We start from the raw sequence: 18,696 nt of genomic DNA on the forward strand, positions 1-18,696 counted from the left end.
GGTCCCGGTGGCCGCCGTCACGGCCGGTCCACCGGTTCGTCGGGGACGTGCGGCGGCGCGTAGCCGAGGACCGGGTGTTCACTGACCACGCCCGTGGCAGGCACGAATTTCCACAACGTGCGCCGGTATACGTCCACCGTTGCGGTGTCGCCTGCGGTGGCTTCCCGGTCCTGGGCCCAGGCGAGGGCCACGGTGAGGATGCGTCCGACGGTGAGCATGCGTGCGCCGGACGACATGGGTCGGGTCTCGACGGTCGCGTGCTGCCACGTGCGCAACGGTCCCGGGACGAGTGCGGCTGCCAGGCGCCGCCGCCGGACCTGCTCGCTGCCGGGGTCGGCGGGCGTGACGCAGAGCGGGTCGACGAAGCAGTTCTCCCCGTCGCGATAGGCCCGCAGCCACGCGATGCCCGCGTTCGGAAGGGTGTCCAGGCGGGGCCAGTCGGCTCGTTCGGCGGGTGAGTCGCCGTAGGCGATCACCAGGTGCGCTGCGTGCGTACCGGGCTCGGCCCCCTCCTGAAGTACGGAGTCGGTGGTGCGGCGTCGCGGGTGCACGTCCCACTCGTCCAGCGCCTCGGCGACGTCGTCGAGGACTCGGCCGGATCCCACGAGGGTCACCGTCCGCCGGGCGGCGGGCCACCGGCGCCGGGCATCCGCGGCCTCGCGGGAGGACATCTCCGCGCGCAGTGCGGCCACGTATTCCTCGTCGGGCGCAGCGGGTGCCGCAGGGCGGGTGCTCTCGCCGGTCAGGATCCGCGTCAGGTCCGGCGGAGGTGACTGCAGGCGCAGGAATCGGCCCGCGGCCGTGCGGACGACCGCGGTGCCGTCGGCGTCGGTCACCACGTGCGCGCCCGTGCCGGGCACCGGGGCGACGAGCGGTTCGGACCACGTGGCGTCGGCAGATGCGGAGGGTTCCGGTTGCGGCCGGCTGGTGGCGGATTCCGGGAGCATGCAGGACCTTTCGGACAGGGCCCGGCCGGGCGGCCCGCAGGCCGCCCGACCGGAGATGTTCTGCCTGACGACGTGGTCAGTCGAACGGGTTCTCGACGAGCGCGTTCGAGTGCGAGGCCGACAGGTGGGCCAGCTGCTCCGGCTCCTCGATCTCGGCGACGATCTGGTTGTCCTGCACTTCCCGAATGTCCATTATGGACTCCTCTCGATGAGTGACCCGCGCCGACGGGGATGTCGACACGTGTTCGCCGGGCGAACGATCAAGACCATAGTTGAGAATGGTTTTCAATTCTAATAGTGTTCGGAGCATGGATACGCCGCGGCTCGTGGTCGCCGACTACCGGGCAGGGCGCGTGTATGGCTGTGCCGCTCGGGGTGCCGAGGGTGGAACCGGTGCGCGTCCGCTCGGTTGCGCCGTGCTTGCCGAGCACGCCGGCGTGCTCGCCTTGCCGCCGCGGTCCGGCGTTTCGGAAGGGTGGGCGTTCGCCGACGACCGTGGTGGCGCGCTCGTCGTGCACAGGGGCACCGTGGGCGTGGCCCCGCAGCGGATCCCGGTCGCGATCCCTGCGGAGCACCTCGCCTGCGACCCCACCGGCCGCTACGTCGTGGTCACGACCGGGCTCGGCGCGAACGCCGACGTGTGGAGCGACGTCGTCACCGTCGCCGATCTCGATACGGGCGACTCCGTGCGTTTCCGCAGCAGGGTCGGCGAACCCGGGGTCGCTCTCGTGCCCGACCAGGGCGACGGCGAACCGGTGATCGTGCTCCGGCACCGCGAACCCGGTGGCATCGAGGCGATCCCGCTCGGTGATGCCCGTGCCGTGGGGTCCCATGTTCCGGAGCTGCGTGGCCGGGTGTTGACCGACCTCGCCGCGGACGGACACGGCGACGTCGTCTGCCACCGGACCGGGATCGCGGCCACGGCCACGAGTCGGGGGCTGGAACGTTTCGTGGTCGAGCACGGTGTGCCGCGCGGCATCGGCATCAGCCCGTGGCCGGTGCCCGGCCGGGCGTTCTACCTGCGCTTCGACCCGGCCACCGGTCGCGCCGTCGGTGTCGTACGCGGCGGTCCGACGTCGCCGACCGCGTGGACCTCCTGGACGAACCATCTCGTGGACATCGACCTGGCCACCGGTGACACGCGATCCGTGGACCTTCCCGGGGGCCTGGCGTTCCGCTTCGCGCTCGGGGGCACGCGGGCCGCGGTCGCCACGATCCACCCGGACGGCGACGAGGTGACGATCATCGAGCGTTCCGGCGCCGAGCTGCGCCACGTCCATGCAGTCAGCCTGCCGGGGATGTCGCATCCGCCGCGCCCGGGCACCTGCCGTGGGACCCGGTCGGCGATGCGCCGGCCCAGCGGCGGGCGATCGCCGTCGACCCCACCGGGGAGTTCGTGGCCGTCACGCGGGGCGGGGACGGCGAACTGCACGTGCTCGGCGACGACGGGTTCCGGACCGTCACCCTGCCCACGGCACTCGACGAGGGCGGTCATCTGTACTGGCCCGGCGGTGCCCTCGACCCGGTCGGCCGGTGAACCGTGACGACAGCACCCGTGCCGGTCGATCCGGCCCTCGACGACGCCCTGTCCAGGTGGGAACACCACGGCAGGCCCGGCCTGCCCGACCGGGGGTTCACGCTCGGCAGGCTGCCCGGGCGCTCACGGCGTGGCATCTATCGGGCCGGCAGCGGCGAGGTCGTCCTCGAACCGGACGGGCACATCCTGCGCATGGCGGTCGCCCCGAACCGCAGGCACATCGCGATCCAGCTGGCCGATCGCGCGGACGAGAGCGCGGTCCTCGCGATCGTCGACGCGGACGCTCCCGCGACGAGTCCCATCGGCCGCATCCGGTCCTATTCGGACATCCGGTGCCGGTACGACCCGATGGCATGGGACGCGCGTTCGCACGTCGTGGAACTCATCACCGGTGAGCCGCGGCGGATCGTCACCCTCGACATCCACAGTGGACAGATCATGGCCACCGAACCGCCCGGTGACGCGGACGCCACGCGGTTGCGGCTGTTCCCGGCCGGACCGCACGGGCTCGTGGCCGAGACGCGTCCCGTGGCCGACCGGACAGGGGCGGTGACCCGGCTCGTCGACCGCGTCACCGGTTCCCGCATCGCCGCGTTCCGGGCCGTCGTCAGGGTCCTCGACCTCGGCGCCGACGTGCTCGTCGACGACGGCGCCGCACTCCACGTCGTCGACCCGCGCAGCGGTGTCAACAGGTGGTCCTGGCAGGACCCCGACGTGACGATCACGTCCCTCACCGTCGCCGACGGACACGTCCACGCCGCCGCCGTGCGTGAGGGCCGCAGCGTGCTCCTGCGGATCGCCGACGGTCACGTGCTCGACGAACGTCCCGTCGCCGACGGGGGAACGCCGGCGGTGGCGGCCGAGGTGGGTACCGACGGCGGCCGGGTCCACGTGCTCGTCGAGGCGCCGGCGATGCCGCCGCGGGTCGCGCCCGCCCACGACCTCGGGACCGATCACACCGGCGTTGACGAGAGTGGCGTCGACAACGGCGGGGCGGCGGTGACCCGGTGGCACACGGTCACCGCCGACGACGGGGCCGGTATCGACGTCGCGATCACCTCCCCGCACGACATCGCCGGGCCGGCGCCGCTGATCCTGACCTGCTACGGCGGATTCGGCGTGCCGAACCTGCCGGTGTTCGAACCGACCGTGCCTGCCTGGGCCGAACACGGCGGGCACTACGCCATCGCCCAGGTGCGCGGCGGCGGTGAGCGCGGCAGGGCGTGGCGGGACGCCGGGCGCGGCAGGAACAAGCGGCGCGGCATCGACGACCTGGCGTGCGTCGCCCGGGGCCTCGTCGACGCCGGCTACACGCGGCCGGATCAACTCGTGCTGGCCGGTGCGTCCCACGGCGGTGTGCTGGCGGCCAGTTGCGCCTTCGGTGCACCCGAGCTGTGTGCCGGCGTCGTCAGCACCGCGGCACCGCTCGACCTGCTCAACCTCGACGCACATCCGCTCGGACGGCGGTGGGTCACCGAGTTCGGCGAGCCGGACGACCCGCGCGGACTCGACGAACTGCGCCGCATCTCGCCGCTGCACCGGGCACGTGCCCTGCCCGAGGGCGTCGGTCCACCGCGGTTCCTCGGCATCGTGCTGGCCGACGACGCCCGGGTGAGTGCCGAGGCACCCACGCCGTCGCCGGCGCTCTGCGGGCCAAGGGCGGCGTCGCCGCCGTGTGGCGCGCCGAGCGCACGGGCCACGGCAGCAACCACCTCGACAGCCTGCACCGCCTCGGGGCGACGGTGCTCGGCTTTGCCGCCGACGTCACCGCCCCGGCCCGACCCCGCCCTGCACCCCGACCCGCCGTGTAACCCCCACCCACGGCGTCACCCCACCCGCCGTGTCACCGACCCAGAAAGCGCCGACACCGATGCCCCCGGTCCATCACCGACCTCCCGAGCCGGCCCCCACCCGGCAAGTCCCTCCGTCAGCGGTTCCTCCGACAGCGGTGCCCGTACCTCCCGCTCGGCACCGTCGCCGCGGCGCGCTCGCCGCGGCGATCCTGGTGCCCACGTTGAGCGTGGCGCTGGTGGTCGTCCTCGTGGTGTCGGCGAGCGTCGGGACGATCGGCGTCGCGCCGTTGGACAGTTTCAAGATCATCCTCGGGCACCTCGTCCCCGGGATGCCGTGGATGTCCGACGGTTCCCTCAGCGTCGTGCAGGACAACGCGGTCTGGCAGTTCCGCCTGCCGCGCAGCCTGCTCGCCGCGCTGACCGGGGCCGCCCTCGCACTGGCCGGTGCCCTGATGCAGGCCGTGGTCCACAACTCGCTGGCCGAGCCCTACATCCTCGGCGTCTCGGCCGGTGCGGGCGTGGGCGCCGTGTCGTTCATCGTGCTCGGCATCGGTGTGAGCTCTCTCGGGATCGGGGCGTCGGCGTTCGTCGGCGCGGTGTTCGCCACCGCCGCGGTCTACCTCCTGGCCCGCAAGGGCGGCCGGATCGCACCGCAACGGTTGATCCTCGTCGGTGTCGCGTTGGGATCGCTGTTCAGCGCGATCACCAGCTACCTCACCATCTCGACCGACGCGCAGAACGTGTACAGCATCATGTTCTTCCTGCTGGGCTCGGTGTCGGCGGCGACGATGGACCACCTGCTGCTGCCCACCGTGGCGCTGTGCGTCGTCGGGCTGCTCGCCGCCCTGCGCGCCAGGGCGCTCAACGCGCTCCTGATCGGCGACGAGGCGGCGGGTTCGCTCGGCGTCAACGTCAACCGGCTGCGCAGCAGTCTGCTGGTCGCGGCCGCCCTGTTGACCGGGTCCGTCGTCGCCGTGTCCGGTGGAATCGGCTTCGTCGGCCTGATCGTGCCGCACGTGGCGCGCATCATCGTCGGTTCCGATCACCGCAGGATGCTGCCGGTCGCCGTGCTGGCCGGCGCGGTGTTCCTGGCGACCTGCGATCTGCTGGCACGCACGCTGGCGGCTCCCGCCGAGATCCCGCTGGGCGTGCTCACCGCCCTCATCGGGGCGCCGTTCTTCCTGTGGTTGCTGCGTCGTGACCGCGCCGACGGCGTGGGGGTGGGCCGATGAGGGTCGTCGTCGAGAACCTCGAGGCCCGCCGCGGGGGACGCCGCGTCGTGACCGACGTCAGCATCACGGTGCCGTCCGGCACCGTCCTCGGCCTCCTCGGCCCCAACGGCAGCGGCAAGTCGACGTTGCTGCGGGCCGTCGCAGGTCTCGGGCCGCTGTCGGCGGGCGCGTCCACTATGACGGGACGTCCGCGGCCGACCTCACCCGCAGGCAGCTCGCGCAACGCGTCGCGGTGATGGCCCAGGAACACAGCGAGGAGTTCGAGATCCCCGTCCTCGATCTCGTGCTGCTCGGGCGCATCCCGCACGGCCGCGGATTCGGCCGGGACTCCGATGCGGACATCGCACTGGCCTGCGACGCCCTCGTGAGGGTCGGCGCGGGCCATCTGATCGACCGGGCGTTCTCCGCGCTGTCGGGCGGAGAGCGTCAGCGCGTGCTCTTCGCACGGGCATTGGTCCAGGAGACGCCGGTGCTCGTCCTCGACGAACCGACCAACCATCTCGACATCGCCCATCAGCTCGAACTGCTCGACCTGATCCGCACCACGGGCAAGACGGTGCTGATCGCGCTGCACGACCTGAATCTCGCGGCACATTCCTGCGACGCCGTCGGCGTGCTCGACGACGGACGTCTGGTCGCGCACGGCGCACCCGAGCGGGTCCTCGACTCCGATCTCATCCGCTCGGTCTTCCGGGTCCGGACCACCGTCGTCGAGCACCCGGACACCCGCCGGTCGCACTTCCTCTTCGACGCTCGCGCGGACGCCGAGCCCGGTCCGGACGCGCACGCCGGCACAGGGACCGCAGCCGCGCGCAACGCAGATGTCCACGTACCCGAGTCCATCCAGGAAGGGACCACCAACCGATGACCACCCGAGACCGAGTGTCCGCGCCACGTTCCCACCGCCGCTGGCGGACGGCATGCGCGCTGTTCGCCGTCGCACCGCTGGTTCTGACGGCCTGCGGGACCGGCGTGACGAACGACCCCGCCACCGAGGAGGCAGGGGACACCGTGACGATCACCAACTGCGGCCGGGACCTGTCGTTCGAGGCCGAACCGGAGCGCATCGTCGGCATGATGCCGTCGCAGACCGAACTGCTCCTGCGTCTGGGCGCCGGCGACGCGTTGGCCGGGCAGGCGCAGACCGACACCTCACCGCTGCCCGACGACATCGCGCAGCAGGCCGCGGACGTGCCGGTGCTCAGCACCGACGCGCCGCCGGCCCGTGAGGATCTGCTCGCCGCCGAACCGGACCTCGTCGTGTCGCCGACGACCTACGAGTTCACCGCCGAGCAGGGTTTCGCCAGCATCGACCAACTGGCCCAGAACGGGGCCGAGGCGTACGTCGCCACCGGTGGTTGCGCCGAGCGGCGCAACAACGCCGAGGTGGACGACGTGTTCACCGACATCGCCAATCTCGGCGAGATCCTGCGGGTCCCCGATGCCGCGGCCGACCTCGAACGCCAGGCGCGGGACCGGCTCGAGGCGGTCGAGGCCGGCATCGCCGACCGGCCGCGCCTGTCGGTGGCCCAGGTGTATGTGGAGGGCAACACGCTCGGTGCCATCGGCGCCGGGGTCGAGGCCGACATCATCGAGAAGGCCGGCGGGGAGAACGTCTTCGACCCCGACGCCCCCGAGTTCGCCGACTTCTTCGCCGCTGAGGTCAATCCGGAGGAGATCATCAGCCGCAATCCGGATGCCATCGTCTTCGGCACGACCGGGCCCGGGCAGGAGGAGCAGACCCGCAACTACCTGCGCAACACGTTCCCCGACGTCCCGGCGGTCCAGGAGGACCGGCTGATCGCAGTGCCGCAGAGCGATCTGTACCCGGGAACGCTCGGCAACATCGACGCGGTCGAGACCATCGCCAACCGCCTGTACCCGGGGTCCGTCGAGTAATCCGGGGGAGAGCCGCCGACGACGCGGCCCCGTCCGGACGGACCGGGCGGGGCCGCGTCGTCGGTCGGCTCAGGCTGCCACGCGGGGGCCGGTGGCCCTGCCCGTGGCGCCGGCAGCGTCCCTGGTGGCGTCGCCGGCGGCGTCGTTGGCGGCGCGGAATCGGCGGAGCCGCTGGCTGTTGGACACGACGAACACCGAGGAGAACGCCATCGCGGCGCCGGCGAGCATCGGGTTGAGCAGGCCGGCGGCGGCCAGGGGGAGTGCCGCGACGTTGTAGGCGAACGCCCAGAACAGGTTCGTCTTGATGGTGCCGAGTGTCTTGCGGGACAACCGGATCGCGTCGGCCGCGGCGCGCAGGTCGCCGCGCACCAGGGTCAGGTCCGAGGCCTCGATGGCCACGTCGGTGCCCGTGCCCATCGCCAGTCCGAGGTCGGCCTGGGCGAGCGCCGCGGCGTCGTTGACGCCGTCGCCGACCATCGCCACCGACTTGCCCTCGGCCTGCAGCCGCTTGACGACCTCGACCTTGTCGGCGGGCAGGACCTCCGCGATCACCGTGTCCGGGCCGGGGTCGATGCCGACCTGTTCGGCGACCGACGCCGCGACGGCGGCGTTGTCCCCGGTCAGCAGCACCGGCGTCAGGCCGAGCTCGCGCAGTTGGCCGATCGCGTCGGCCGAGGTCGGCTTGATGGCGTCGGCGACGACGAGCACGCCGCGTGCTTGCCGTCCCAGCCCACGGCCACGGCCGTCTGGCCCTGCGCCGACACCGCGGTCATCGCGGCCTCGAGTTCGGCGGGCAGCGGCTGCGACCAGTCGGCCAGCAGCTGCGGCCTGCCCACGAGCACGGCCGGGTTCTCGCCGGTCCCGTTCTCGCCGGCTGCGTTCTCGGACACGATGCCCTGCACGCCGAGGCCCTCGACGTTGGTGAAGTCCTCGACGGCGGGCAGGTCGCCGACCCGTTCGGCCGCGCCCTTCGCGATGGCCTGCGCGATCGGGTGCTCGGAGGCGTTCTCGAGCGCACCGGCCAGGCGCAGCACGCGGTCGGGGTCCTCGCCGTCGGCGGCGACGACGTCGACGAGCGTCATCTGCCCGATCGTGACGGTGCCGGTCTTGTCGAGCACGACCGTGTCGACTCGCCGGGTCGTCTCCAGGACCTCCGGTCCCTTGATGAGGATGCCGAGCTGCGCCCCGCGGCCGGTGCCGATCATCAACGCCATCGGCGTCGCCAGGCCGAGCGCGCACGGGCAGGCGATGATCAGCACGGCCACCGCCGCGGTGAACGCCATCGCCAGTTCGGCGCCGGTGCCGGCCCAGAACCCGAACGACGCGAACGCCAGCACGATCACCAGCGGCACGAACACCCCGGAGATGCGGTCGGCGAGCCGCTGCGCGGCGGCCTTGCCGTTCTGCGCCTCCTCGACCATCGTCGCCATCTGCGCGAGCTGCGTGTCGGAGCCGACGCGCGTCGCCTCGACCACGAGCCGGCCGCCGGCGTTGACGGTGGCCCCGACGACCGTGTCGCCGGGGCCGACCTCGACCGGAACCGATTCGCCGGTGACCATCGAGGCGTCCACAGCGGACGATCCCTCGACGATGCGGCCGTCGGTGGCGATCTTCTCGCCGGGGCGGACGACGAACCGGTCGCCCACGGCGAGCTGGTCGATGCCGATGCGCTCCTCGCGCCCGCCGCGCAGGACCGAGACCTCCTTGGCACCCAGTTCCAGCAGTGCGCGCAGGGCGGCGCCCGCGCGGCGCTTCGACCGTGCCTCGAAGTAGCGGCCGAGCAGGATGAACGTGATGACGCCCGCGCCGACCTCGAGGTAGATGTTGGCGGTGCCGTCGCCGCGGGCGATGGTGAACTCGAAGGGGTGCACCATGCCCGGGTGGCCGGCGGTGCCGAAGAACAGCGCGTACAGCGACCAGGCGAGCGCGGCGCTGGTGCCCATCGAGATGAGCGTGTCCATCGTCGCCGTGGCGTGCTTGAGGTTGGTCCACGCGGCCTTGTGGAACGGCAGGCCCGCCCACACGATCACCGGCGCGGCGAGGGTGAGCGACAGCCACTGCCAGTACGTGAACTGCAGTGCCGGGATCATCGCCATCGCGATCACCGGCACGCTCAGCAGCGCCGAGATGATCACCCGGTTGCGCAGCGCGCGCACGGGCGCGTCCTCGCCGTCGTCATCGTCGGTCCCCGTGGAGTCCGGGGGCGCCGTGGCGGGCGCCTTCGCGGTGTAGCCGGCCTGTTCGACGGCCTCGATCAGCTCCGCGGGCTGCACGCTGTCGGCGTAGGTGACCTTCGCCTTCTCGGTCGCGTAGTTGACCGTGGCCGTCACACCGTCGAGTTTGTTGAGCTTGCGCTCGACGCGGTTGGCGCACGAGGCGCACGTCATCCCGCCGATCGCGAGTTCGACCTCGTGGCCGGTGCCGGCGGCTGTCGTCATGTCGTGCGGCGCACTCATCGCTCGTCCTCCCTTGCTGGTGAAACGCTACGCCCGCCCGGTTGTCATCCGTGGCCGTGGTCGTGGTTTCCGGTGTGGTCGTCGGTGCTCCGGCCGGGCGCGTCGTCGGCGCCGGTGTGGACGGTGAATGCGGCCGTACGCACGGTGTTCTCGTGCCGGAAGTCGAGGAACAACCGGTACGCGCCCGCCGAGGGGGCGGTGGCTGCGAAGGTGATGTCGGGTCCGGGTTCGGTCGTCCCGTCGCCGGGTTCACCCTCCGGGTGGACATGGAGGTAGCCCAGGTCGCCGGCGCGCAGCGCGACGAGGTGGCCGTAAGCCCCGAGGTACGGCTGCAGATCGGTGACCGGCTCGCCGTCGCGGTGCACGCTGAGGCTGAGTTCGCCGGTCTCGCCCGGGACGAGGTCGCCGTCGAGTCGCACGGTGTAGTCACCGACGCGGGCCGTTCGGTCCGGGTCGGGGAGGGGCTGCGGGTCGTGGTTCCCGCGGACGGCCGCGTCCACGCCCAGCGTCATCGGCCCGCTGCCGTTGTGGCCGCTCGGGTGGAAGTCGGCGAACAGCCGCCAGCTGCCGGGCGTCAGGTCGAGGTCGGCGCGCCAGGTTCCGGAGTCGTCGAGCTGCGGGTGCACGTGCTGGAAGCCGCTGGTGTCGCGGTTGACCGCGACGAGGTGCAGCTTCTTCTCGTGCGTGGGCTCGAAGTCGGTCACCGGCCGCCCGTCGGGGCCGGTGATGCGGAACTCGACGGTCCTGGTGCCGGGGTCGAACGTCGTGGTCTCGAGCTGCAGCGTGTAGCCGTGCTCGGAGACCTGCAGCCCGCCGGGATCGCTGTCCTGCCCCTCGGTGTGCGTGCCGTGCTCGGCGGCTGCGTCCTGGTCCTCTCCGTGATGGGTGCCGGTCTCCTGGGCGACGGGGCCGACGGCGCTGCCCACGCCGAACGCGAGCGCTGCCGCGGCGGCCACGGCGACGACGTACGTACCGAGCTTCACCGGTGTCTTCATGGCGTGCCTTCTGTCGGTGTCGTGAAGTCCCTGGGTGCGAGGGCCGGATCTGACCGCCCCGTAAGCCATACCCCTGTAGGGTACGCCGATCGTGTTCGAAAATACTATACCCCCCTAGGGTGTTGTTGAAGCGAGGTTTCGCCGTTGTTGACGTTGCGCACCCGCGGTCGCACGGAGTCACCGACACCCTGACGGCACCCGTGCCGGGTGGGTCCACATCCCGCGGTGTGGACCCACCCGGCTCAGAGCCGATGTTCGGCGACGATTCGCGCGGCCAGGTCGGCGGCGGGGCCCGTGACGGTGGGTTGTTGATGGGCGACTGCGGTGTGCAGTGCGTCGAGCACGGCACTGTGGACCAACCGGCTCGCGCGTGCCTCGATCTGGTGGCGCGTCTCGGGTGATCCGGCGACGAGGGCGTGATCACACAGCTCGGTCAGCGGTGACCGGTGGAAGCTGGTGACAGCGATCGTGGCCGCGCTGGCTTCGCGTGCCGCCGAGGCGGCGGTGAGCGTTTCACGGGTCTGGCCGGTGTGGCTGATCGCCAGCAACGCGGTGTCCGAACTCAGGAATGCGGCGCTGACGTGTTGGACATGGACGTCCGCGGGGGCCTCGGCGAGCAGGCCGATGGAACGGAGTCGGTAGGCGCAGTCCTGGGCCAGTGGTGCCGATGTTCCGACACCGACCACCAGAATGTGCCGAGCGCTCGCGAGGATGTCGATGGCCGCGGTGAAGGCGTTCGTGTCGACCGTCGATGCGGCGGTGTTGAGGGCGTCGGCGCTGGAGCGCAGAACCTCGGCGAGCATGCCGGCCGGAGACTCGGGCGGTGGCGCGGGGCTGTCCTGGACGCTCGCGGTCTCGGCGGCGAGGCGCAGTTTGAGGTCGCCGAAGCCGCCGAGGTCGAGGTCCTTGCAGAACCGCACGACGCTGGCGAGCGAGGTTCCGCTCTCCACGGCCAGGTCGGTCACCGTCAGTTGCACGATCCGGCCCGGGTCGCGCATCACGACATCGGCGATGCGTCTGCCGGTGGGCGACAGGCTCGGGGTCAGACCGCGGATTCGCTCCCGGATCGAACCGTCGGCGCCTGGGGTCGTGTCGTTCGTCGTCGAGGTGCTCACGACCTGGACACTAGCGATCGTGGAAATATTTTCCATCAGGCACCATCGGAATGGATGGTTATTCCATCCGATGTTCACGTTCCGTGCGGATCGAGTTTCCATCGGCTGGCTAGCGTTCCGACCCATGAGGACGAGCACCAGCAGCGGCATTCTGACCACGCACACGGGCAGCCTGCCTCGGCCGCCGGCTCTGGCCGAGGCGATGGTGGCCAGGGAGAACGGCGAGGCCGATGGGGCGACGCTGGCTGCACTGCCCGAGATGGCGCGCCGGGCCACCGTCGACGTGCTGCGTCGGCAGAGCGAGACCGGTATCGACGTCGGCAGCGACGGCGAACAGGGCAAGATCGGCTACAGCACCTACGTCAAGGAGCGGATGAGCGGTTTCGACGGCGAAGCCGGCGCTCTGGCTCTCGCCGATCTCGAGGACTATCCGGAACTGACAGGGCAGGCGCTCGCGGGCTTGGTCACGGCGACGCGTCGTGCACCGGGCCGGTGCGCTACACCGGCACCGATGCGCTCGCCGCCGAACTGGCCGACCTGCGGTCGGCGGTCGACACCGTCGGCGCGGACGGCCCGGCAGAGGTGGTCGTCCCCGCGGCCTCGCCCGGGGTCATCTCGATCTTCCTTGCCAACCGGCATTACGCGTCCCACGAGGAGTACCTGGGTGCGCTCGCGGAGGCTATGCGGAGCGAGTACGAGGCCATCGTCGACGCGGGTTTCATCCTGCAGGTCGACTGCCCGGACCTGGCGATGGGCCGCCACGCCCAGCACGCCGCCGCGTCGATCGAGGAGTTTCGCACTGCCATCGCCGGCCACGTCGAGGCGCTCAACGCAGCCACCGCGAACATCGACCCCGACCGCATGCGCATGCACCTGTGCTGGGGCAACTATGCGGGACCGCACCACCGCGATGTCGACCTCGCCGACATCGTCGACATCGTGCTGGGCGCGCGGCCGCGGGGCGTGCTGCTGGAGGCGGCCAATCCGCGGCACGCTCACGAGTGGGCGGTGTTCGAGGACCATCCGCTGCCCGAGGACAAGCTCCTCGTCCCCGGGGTGATCGACACCTGCACGAACTATGTCGAGCACCCGCAGCTCGTGGCCGAGCGCCTGGCCCGGTACGCGCGCGTCGTCGGGGTCGAGCGCGTGCTGGCGGGCACCGACTGCGGATTCGCCACGTTCGCGTCCTTCACGCCCGTCCATCCGCGCGTTGCGTGGGCCAAACTCGGGTCCTTGGTCGAGGGTGCTCGGCTGGCCACCGAGTCGTTGCGGCGATCCGCGGTCATCGGTGCCCACGCATGACGGGACCCGGTGCGCCCATGACCGTGTTGGCCGTGGGGGACGTCGTCGGCGCGGACTCGGCCGAGTGGCTGGCCGGGCGTCTGCCGGCATTGCGGGAGGAACTCGGTGCCCATTTCGTGGTGGTGAACGGCGAGAACTGCGTTGTCACCGGGCCCAACCCGATGGACGGATTCGGGATGACCGTCGAGGTCGTCGACCGGCTGCTCGACGCCGGGGTCGATGTCATCACCGGTGGAAACCATTCCTGGGACGGCCCGGAGGTCGAGGGGGTGCTGGCCCATCCGAAGGTTGTCCGCCCGTGGAATCTGGAGGAGGCGCGAGGCCGAGGCGTGTTGACTCTCCAGAACGGAGATCGGGTGCTCACGGTGGTGAACTTGCTCTCTCCGACCGCCGCGCTTCCGGGGATGGCGGCCCCTCAGCCCCGACCGTTGTGGACCTCGTGGACCGAGCTTGCCGAGACGGAGGAGCTTCCCGGCGCGGTGCTGATTGATCTGCACGGCGAATCGCCGTGGGAGAAGGCGTCCGTCGCCACGGCGCTGGACGGGCAGATCAGCGCGCTCGTCGGCACGCACACGCATGATCCGACACTGCGCGGCCACCTGCTTCCCGCGGGGACGGCGTACATCGCCGAACTGGGAATGACGGGCCACCTGGGTTTCACCGGCGGCGGGTTCGACCCGATGCACTTCGCGGCGCGCCTTCGCGGGGAGGACCACATGCGACTGCCTGCGTACGAACTGGCAGACGGGCCGTTGACGCTGGGTGCCGTGCGGATCGAGATCGCGAGCGACGGTACAGCCACGGCCATCGAGAGGATTGCCTGACCACGAAACCCCTACGATGGGGGTATGCGCATCGAGGTGCTGGGCGCGGTCCGGCTCGCGGACGGCACCGGCGCGCCGGTTGACGTGCCCGAGCGGAAGGTGCGCGCGTTGTTGGCGGCGCTCACGCTCAGCCGCGGCGAGACCGTGCCGGCCGACGTTCTGGTCGAACGCATGTGGGGCGCGCAGCTGCCGGCGAATCCGCAGCGGGTGCTGCAGGCGAAGTTGTCGCAGCTGCGGTCGCTGTTCGACGCCGCCGTCGACGGTGGGCGGGACCTCGTGGCTCGCGAACCGGGCGGCTATCGGCTCATCGGCGGTGGATCGGGTGTCACGGCCGACGTCGACGCCGACGAACTGCACCGCCGCGTCGCGCAGGCACAGGACGTCGCCGGCGCCGACGAACGGCTCGCCGCGCTCGACGGCGTCGACCGGCTGTGGCGCGGCCGGCCCTACGGCGAGTTCGCCGACGAACTCTGGGCCGCCGCCGAGGTAGCCGCGCTCGAGGAGCTGCACCTCGAGGCGGTCGAACTGCGCGCATCGGCGCTGCTGGAGGCCGGACGGCCCGGCGACGCCTACGTGGCCGTGCAACCGCTGCTCGCCGCCCACCCGACGCGCGAGGGCCTGGTGGCCACGGCCATGCATGCCGCGTACCTCACGCGCCGGCAGCCCGAGTCGTTCAGCTTGTACGAACGTCTGCGCACCCACCTCGCCGACACCCTCGGTATCGACCCGGACCCGCGCACCCGGGAGCTGTATCAGCAGATTCTTCGGCAGAGCCCGGACCTGAACCGCCGCGGACCGGACCGGCCCCGAGCGTCACAGGCCGACACCGGCGACAACACCGATCGGGGGGCGTCATCCGACGACCTGCCGCGCGACAACAACCTGCCGCGGCATCGTTCGGTGTTGCTCGGCAGGGACGAGGAGACCGCGGAGGCGTTGGGGCTGCTCGACGACCGGCGTCTGGTGACGGTGCTCGGGCTGGGCGGCGTCGGCAAGACCCGGTTCGCCACCGCTGTCACGTCGCGTGCGTTGCGGGAACGGTCCGATGTGGACTCGGCGTGGTTCGTCGACCTGACCGTGTTGTCGGCCGCCGATCCGGGTTCGGCGACGTCCGACGCCATCGTGGCAGCCCTGTCGGCCACGATGGGCTTGGCGCGTGTCCGGGGTGGACGGACGGATCCGATCGAGCGGGTGGCCGCCGCGTTGGACGAACGCCGGGCGTTGGTGGTCTTGGACAACTGCGAGCACGTGGTCGACGCGGTGGCGGCGTTCACGGCCGACGTTCTTGCCGGAACCGACCACGTGCGGGTGCTCGCGACGAGTCGGGAACCCCTCAATCTGCCCGAGGAGCAACGACTTCCGTTGCATCCGCTGGCCGTCGACGACGGGCCGGACGGGTACGGTCCCGCGGTCGCGCTGTTCCTCGACCGCACGCGCACGGTCGCGCCGCACCTCGAGCTCGGTGAGGCCGATGTGGACGCGGCGACCGAGTTGTGCCGTCGTCTCGACGGGCTGCCGTTGGCGATCGAGCTCGCGGCGGGGCGGATGAATCTGTTGTCGGCCGGTGACCTGCTGACGCGCATCACGGACCGGCTGGACCTGTTCGCGCGTCCGGGCCGCGGCGCCCCGCGCCGCCAGCAGACGTTGCGCGGAATGCTCGACTGGAGCTGGGAGTTGCTCGACGACGCCGAGCGCGCACTGTTGCGCCGGTTGGCCGTGCACCCGGCGAGCTGGACGCTGGATGCGATCGAGGAGACCTGCGCCGACCCGGCCGGCGAGGACGTGCCGCTGCGCCGTGTCGACGTGCTGCCCGTGTTGGCCCGGTTGGTGGATCGCAGTCTCGTGGCCACGACGCACACGGCGGGCGCCGAGGGCGCGGCGGTGCGCTACCGGCTGCTCGAAACCGTGGCGACCTACGCGGACGAGCAGCTCGAGACGTCGGGGGAACGCCGCGATGTCGCTGCTCGGCATGTCGAGTATTTCCGTGCGATGGCCGAGTGCGCCGGTGAGCATCTTTTCGGACCGCATGCGCGGGATTGGGTGGCGTGGTTGCACCGCGAGCATGCGCATCTGGATCATGCGTTGCGTGAGGCGTTGCGCGCCGAGAACGGGGCCGAGGCGGTGCGGTTGGCGTTGGCGTCGTTCTGGTTCCGGTGGATGACGGGGCGCACCGACGACCTCGTGGCCGAGCTGGTTGCCGTGGCGGCGTGCCCGGGGCCGCGGGATGCGGCGTATGCGCAGGTCGCGGTGTTGGCGGCGACGTCGTTCGACGGGGATGGTGATGTGCCGCGGCATCCCAGTGAGCTGTTGGAGGCGCACACGTCGTGGCCGTTGGTCATCGACCCTGGTGGTGGCGCCGACGCCGGCGCGCGAGATGCGGTTCCGGTGCGTCCGTCGGCGGAGCGGACGCGGCGTTGGTGTGAGCGGGTGTTGGAGGCGTTGGGGCGGTTTGCCGATGATGCGGCGGGCGTTGCGGCGCGGGTGCGGGTGCAGTGGTTCGCGGCGACGCCGTTGGTGTGTTCGGCCGAGTTCCGTGAGCGGGGTGAGCGGTTGTTCGACGAGGCGGTCGAGTATCTGATCGCCGATGGTGACGTGCGTGCTGCGGCGTTTGCGGTGACGCAGCGGGATTGGTTTCTGGTGGAGCATTGGGGTGTCCGCCCGCGTGGCCTGCCCGACGGTTACGACGCGGAGGCGATCCTGCGTGCGCATGGTGATGATTACGGACTGACGCAGTTGTTGGCCGTGGCGCACTTGGTTGCTGAGTCCGATGGGGATGTTGAGCGTGCGGCGGCGGTGGCGGCCGAGGCGCACGCGTTGTCGGAGGATCTGGATCTGCCTGGTGAGTCGGCGTACTGGGAGGTTGTGCTGGCGTTGCAGGCGTTGCGCGCCGACGATCTGGATTTGTGCGCGCGGCGCCTCGACCGTGCCACGACGTTGGCCAGGCAGATCGGTTTCGGCTTCCCGACGGTGTTGGCTCATGGCGGCCATGCGGCGCTCGCGTTGCGGCGAGGGGACCGGGCGCGTAGCGAGGCGCTGCTCGAGGAGCTCGGTCTGCCCGACCGGGTGGTGGCGCGTCGTGGCGTTACGAGGGTGCTCGGCGACGACGCGCTGCCCGCTCCGGATCGGGTGCGCTAGAAGGGTGGGGCGTCCGGGTCGGATGGTTCCGGTTTCGGGGTGAGGATGGCGTCGCGGGTGTGGGTGTAGGTGCGCCCGAGGGGTGTGGTGATCGACAGCCGTGCGCGCGCCACGTCGTAGCGGCTAGTCCAGCCGGGTGCGTGTTTCATGCGGTGGTGTCGGCGGCAGCGTGCGGTGAGGTTGGTCAGTGAGGTGGGGCCGTTGTCTCGGGCCCATTCGCGTTCGTGGTCGGTGTCGCAGTGTCGGGCGGGGCGGTGGCACCAGGGGATGACGCACTCGCGGTCGCGGACGCGCATTGCTTCGCGGAGTGTGGCGGTGGGTCGGTAGCGGGACCGGCCCAGGTCGACCGGGTCGCCGGTGGCGGGGTCGCAGAGGACCTTCCGCCAGATCGACTTGGGGTTGGCCGCGATCTCGCGGCCGATCGCTCCGGGGATGGGTCCGTAGCCGTCGAGTTCGGCTCCGGATTCGGAGATCGACAGGGCGGTGTCCACCGGCATGTGCACGTAGACCACCGCGGAAGCCTCGGGAGTTGTGGCGCCAGGGTCGTTGCCCAGCAACAGGTCGGCGACCACATCGGCGCGCAGTTGGTCGTAGGTGCGCTTGTGCCCATCACGCTTGCGCTGCCGGGCCAGCGAGTCCACCCGGGCGTAGCAAGCGGCGGCGACTTCGGAGCGCATGGTGGTCACGAGGCGGGACTGGCAGTTCTCCCCGTGCTCAAGCGTGACTTTCCGATCGTTGTTGGCTTTCGCGGCCCGCTCGACCCGCCCGGTGGGATCGACCTTGTCGACGAGCCGCCGCACCGCCCGGACAAGGTTGTGCGGCAACCACATGGTCTCGGCGGCCGCAGCAAGCTTGTCGGCCAACAACGAGTCGACCTCGCGAGCGTGTTCATCGGAGAGCACGCCGGTCACGTCAACAACCCGGGAGGCGGCGTAGTACTCGACTTTCCCGTCGTCCATCAGCGACAACAGTCGAGGCATCCGCGACACCAGCGAAACAGCGGTGTGAATCCGTCCGAGAACAAACTCCCGCGAGGCCCGATACTCCGGAACGAGTGACTCGGCAAACCAGGCCATCTCCCTCTCGTCCGACGGCGCAGCGAGGCCAACAGTCTCATCTCTTCAGCATCAATCCGTGCCCGCCGCAAATGAAGCGACTGCACAGACTGAGCAAGAACATCACCGCTGGTCACAGCTCCATGATACCAAACACCAGTTCGACCAACAACCAACAGTCAACCTGAAACGACCCTGAGGTCGAGCGAAGCAAAGACCTCCCACCAAGGCCCGAAACGCAACCACCGACCCAAGCCGAACAAGCCGCGCCCTCGGAGTGTCATCCCGTCGACCTAAACCGAAACCATCGCGCTCCAGGTAGGGCGCAACCACCAACACAACCGCCGCACAGCACCGAAAACCTTGCGCCCTGCCTGGAGCGTGATAAACGAAACGAGAGGTCGAC

At 71.0% G+C, this 18,696-nt stretch carries 12 protein-coding genes and 3 pseudogenes; 9 read left to right on the forward strand and 6 right to left on the reverse strand.

Going from position 1 to position 18,696, the window contains the following annotated elements; translation table 11 throughout:
* Positions 1-17: 17 nt before the first annotated feature.
* Both BJF85_RS05890 and amiA read right to left on the reverse strand, forming a co-directional pair.
* Complete coding sequence (locus BJF85_RS05890) at positions 18-947, reverse strand: hypothetical protein (RefSeq protein ID WP_222844447.1); 930 nt, start codon at positions 945-947, stop codon at positions 18-20.
* A gap of 76 nt (positions 948-1,023) precedes the next feature.
* Positions 1,024-1,140, reverse strand: a complete 117-nt coding sequence (gene amiA / locus BJF85_RS29690; protein ID WP_255375418.1) for a streptamidine family RiPP — start codon at positions 1,138-1,140, stop codon at positions 1,024-1,026.
* A 115-nt stretch (positions 1,141-1,255) separates the two neighbouring features.
* On the opposite strand from amiA, the gene BJF85_RS05895 reads away from it, so the two are divergent.
* The 6 genes and pseudogenes from BJF85_RS05895 (at position 1,256) to BJF85_RS05915 (ending at position 7,408) form a co-directional block, all read left to right on the forward strand.
* Positions 1,256-2,491, forward strand: a complete 1,236-nt coding sequence (locus tag BJF85_RS05895) for a hypothetical protein (RefSeq protein ID WP_222844448.1) — start codon at positions 1,256-1,258, stop codon at positions 2,489-2,491.
* Between the two features lie 905 nt (positions 2,492-3,396).
* Positions 3,397-4,038, forward strand: a pseudogene (locus tag BJF85_RS31160) (prolyl oligopeptidase family serine peptidase); the annotation flags it as partial.
* Between the two features lie 119 nt (positions 4,039-4,157).
* Entirely contained in the window at positions 4,158-4,295 is a 138-nt protein-coding gene (locus BJF85_RS28700; RefSeq protein WP_222844449.1) for a hypothetical protein, read from the forward strand.
* A 137-nt stretch (positions 4,296-4,432) separates the two neighbouring features.
* A complete protein-coding gene (locus tag BJF85_RS05905; protein ID WP_255375420.1) occupies positions 4,433-5,509 on the forward strand; it encodes an iron ABC transporter permease in 1,077 nt (358 codons plus the stop codon).
* Positions 5,506-6,377 (forward strand): annotated as a pseudogene (locus tag BJF85_RS05910) (ABC transporter ATP-binding protein). Before BJF85_RS05905 ends, BJF85_RS05910 begins: the two are co-directional and overlap by 4 nt.
* Positions 6,374-7,408, forward strand: coding sequence for an ABC transporter substrate-binding protein (locus BJF85_RS05915; RefSeq protein ID WP_083665978.1), 1,035 nt, complete (start codon positions 6,374-6,376; stop codon positions 7,406-7,408). Before BJF85_RS05910 ends, BJF85_RS05915 begins: the two are co-directional and overlap by 4 nt.
* A 69-nt stretch (positions 7,409-7,477) precedes the next feature.
* Here BJF85_RS05915 and BJF85_RS05920 read toward each other — a convergent pair.
* The 3 genes and pseudogenes from BJF85_RS05920 to BJF85_RS05930 form a co-directional block, all read right to left on the reverse strand.
* Positions 7,478-9,864 (reverse strand): annotated as a pseudogene (locus BJF85_RS05920) (heavy metal translocating P-type ATPase).
* 44 nt (positions 9,865-9,908) lie between these two features.
* Positions 9,909-10,859 (reverse strand): hypothetical protein, encoded by a 951-nt coding sequence (locus BJF85_RS05925; RefSeq protein WP_075846088.1) that lies wholly within the window; start codon positions 10,857-10,859, stop codon positions 9,909-9,911.
* 242 nt (positions 10,860-11,101) lie between these two features.
* Positions 11,102-11,974 (reverse strand): MurR/RpiR family transcriptional regulator, encoded by an 873-nt coding sequence (locus tag BJF85_RS05930; protein WP_075846089.1) that lies wholly within the window; start codon positions 11,972-11,974, stop codon positions 11,102-11,104.
* Positions 11,975-12,466: 492 nt separating this feature from the next.
* Between BJF85_RS05930 and BJF85_RS05935 the strand changes: the two genes are divergently transcribed.
* Genes BJF85_RS05935 through BJF85_RS05945 form a run of 3 tightly spaced genes read left to right on the forward strand, consistent with a single transcriptional unit; the run spans position 12,467 to position 17,235 of the window.
* Positions 12,467-13,276, forward strand: a complete 810-nt coding sequence (locus BJF85_RS05935) for an epoxyalkane--coenzyme M transferase (protein WP_222844451.1) — start codon at positions 12,467-12,469, stop codon at positions 13,274-13,276.
* A complete protein-coding gene (locus tag BJF85_RS05940; RefSeq protein WP_083665982.1) occupies positions 13,273-14,100 on the forward strand; it encodes a YmdB family metallophosphoesterase in 828 nt (275 codons plus the stop codon). The genes BJF85_RS05935 and BJF85_RS05940 overlap by 4 nt, the downstream gene beginning before the upstream one ends.
* Positions 14,101-14,124: 24 nt before the next feature.
* Positions 14,125-17,235 carry a BTAD domain-containing putative transcriptional regulator gene (locus BJF85_RS05945; RefSeq protein WP_075846091.1) on the forward strand — a complete coding sequence of 1,037 codons (3,111 nt, stop codon included), beginning with the start codon at positions 14,125-14,127 and terminating at the stop codon, positions 17,233-17,235.
* On the opposite strand, the gene BJF85_RS05950 is transcribed toward BJF85_RS05945, so the two are convergent.
* Positions 17,232-18,311, reverse strand: coding sequence for an HNH endonuclease signature motif containing protein (locus BJF85_RS05950; protein ID WP_083665984.1), 1,080 nt, complete (start codon positions 18,309-18,311; stop codon positions 17,232-17,234). The two genes, BJF85_RS05945 and BJF85_RS05950, sit on opposite strands and share 4 nt — an antisense overlap.
* Between the last annotated feature and the right edge of the window lie 385 nt (positions 18,312-18,696).

It is taken from the genome of Saccharomonospora sp. CUA-673 (genome assembly GCF_001942305.1).
Classification (GTDB): Bacteria; Actinomycetota; Actinomycetes; order Mycobacteriales; family Pseudonocardiaceae; genus Prauserella.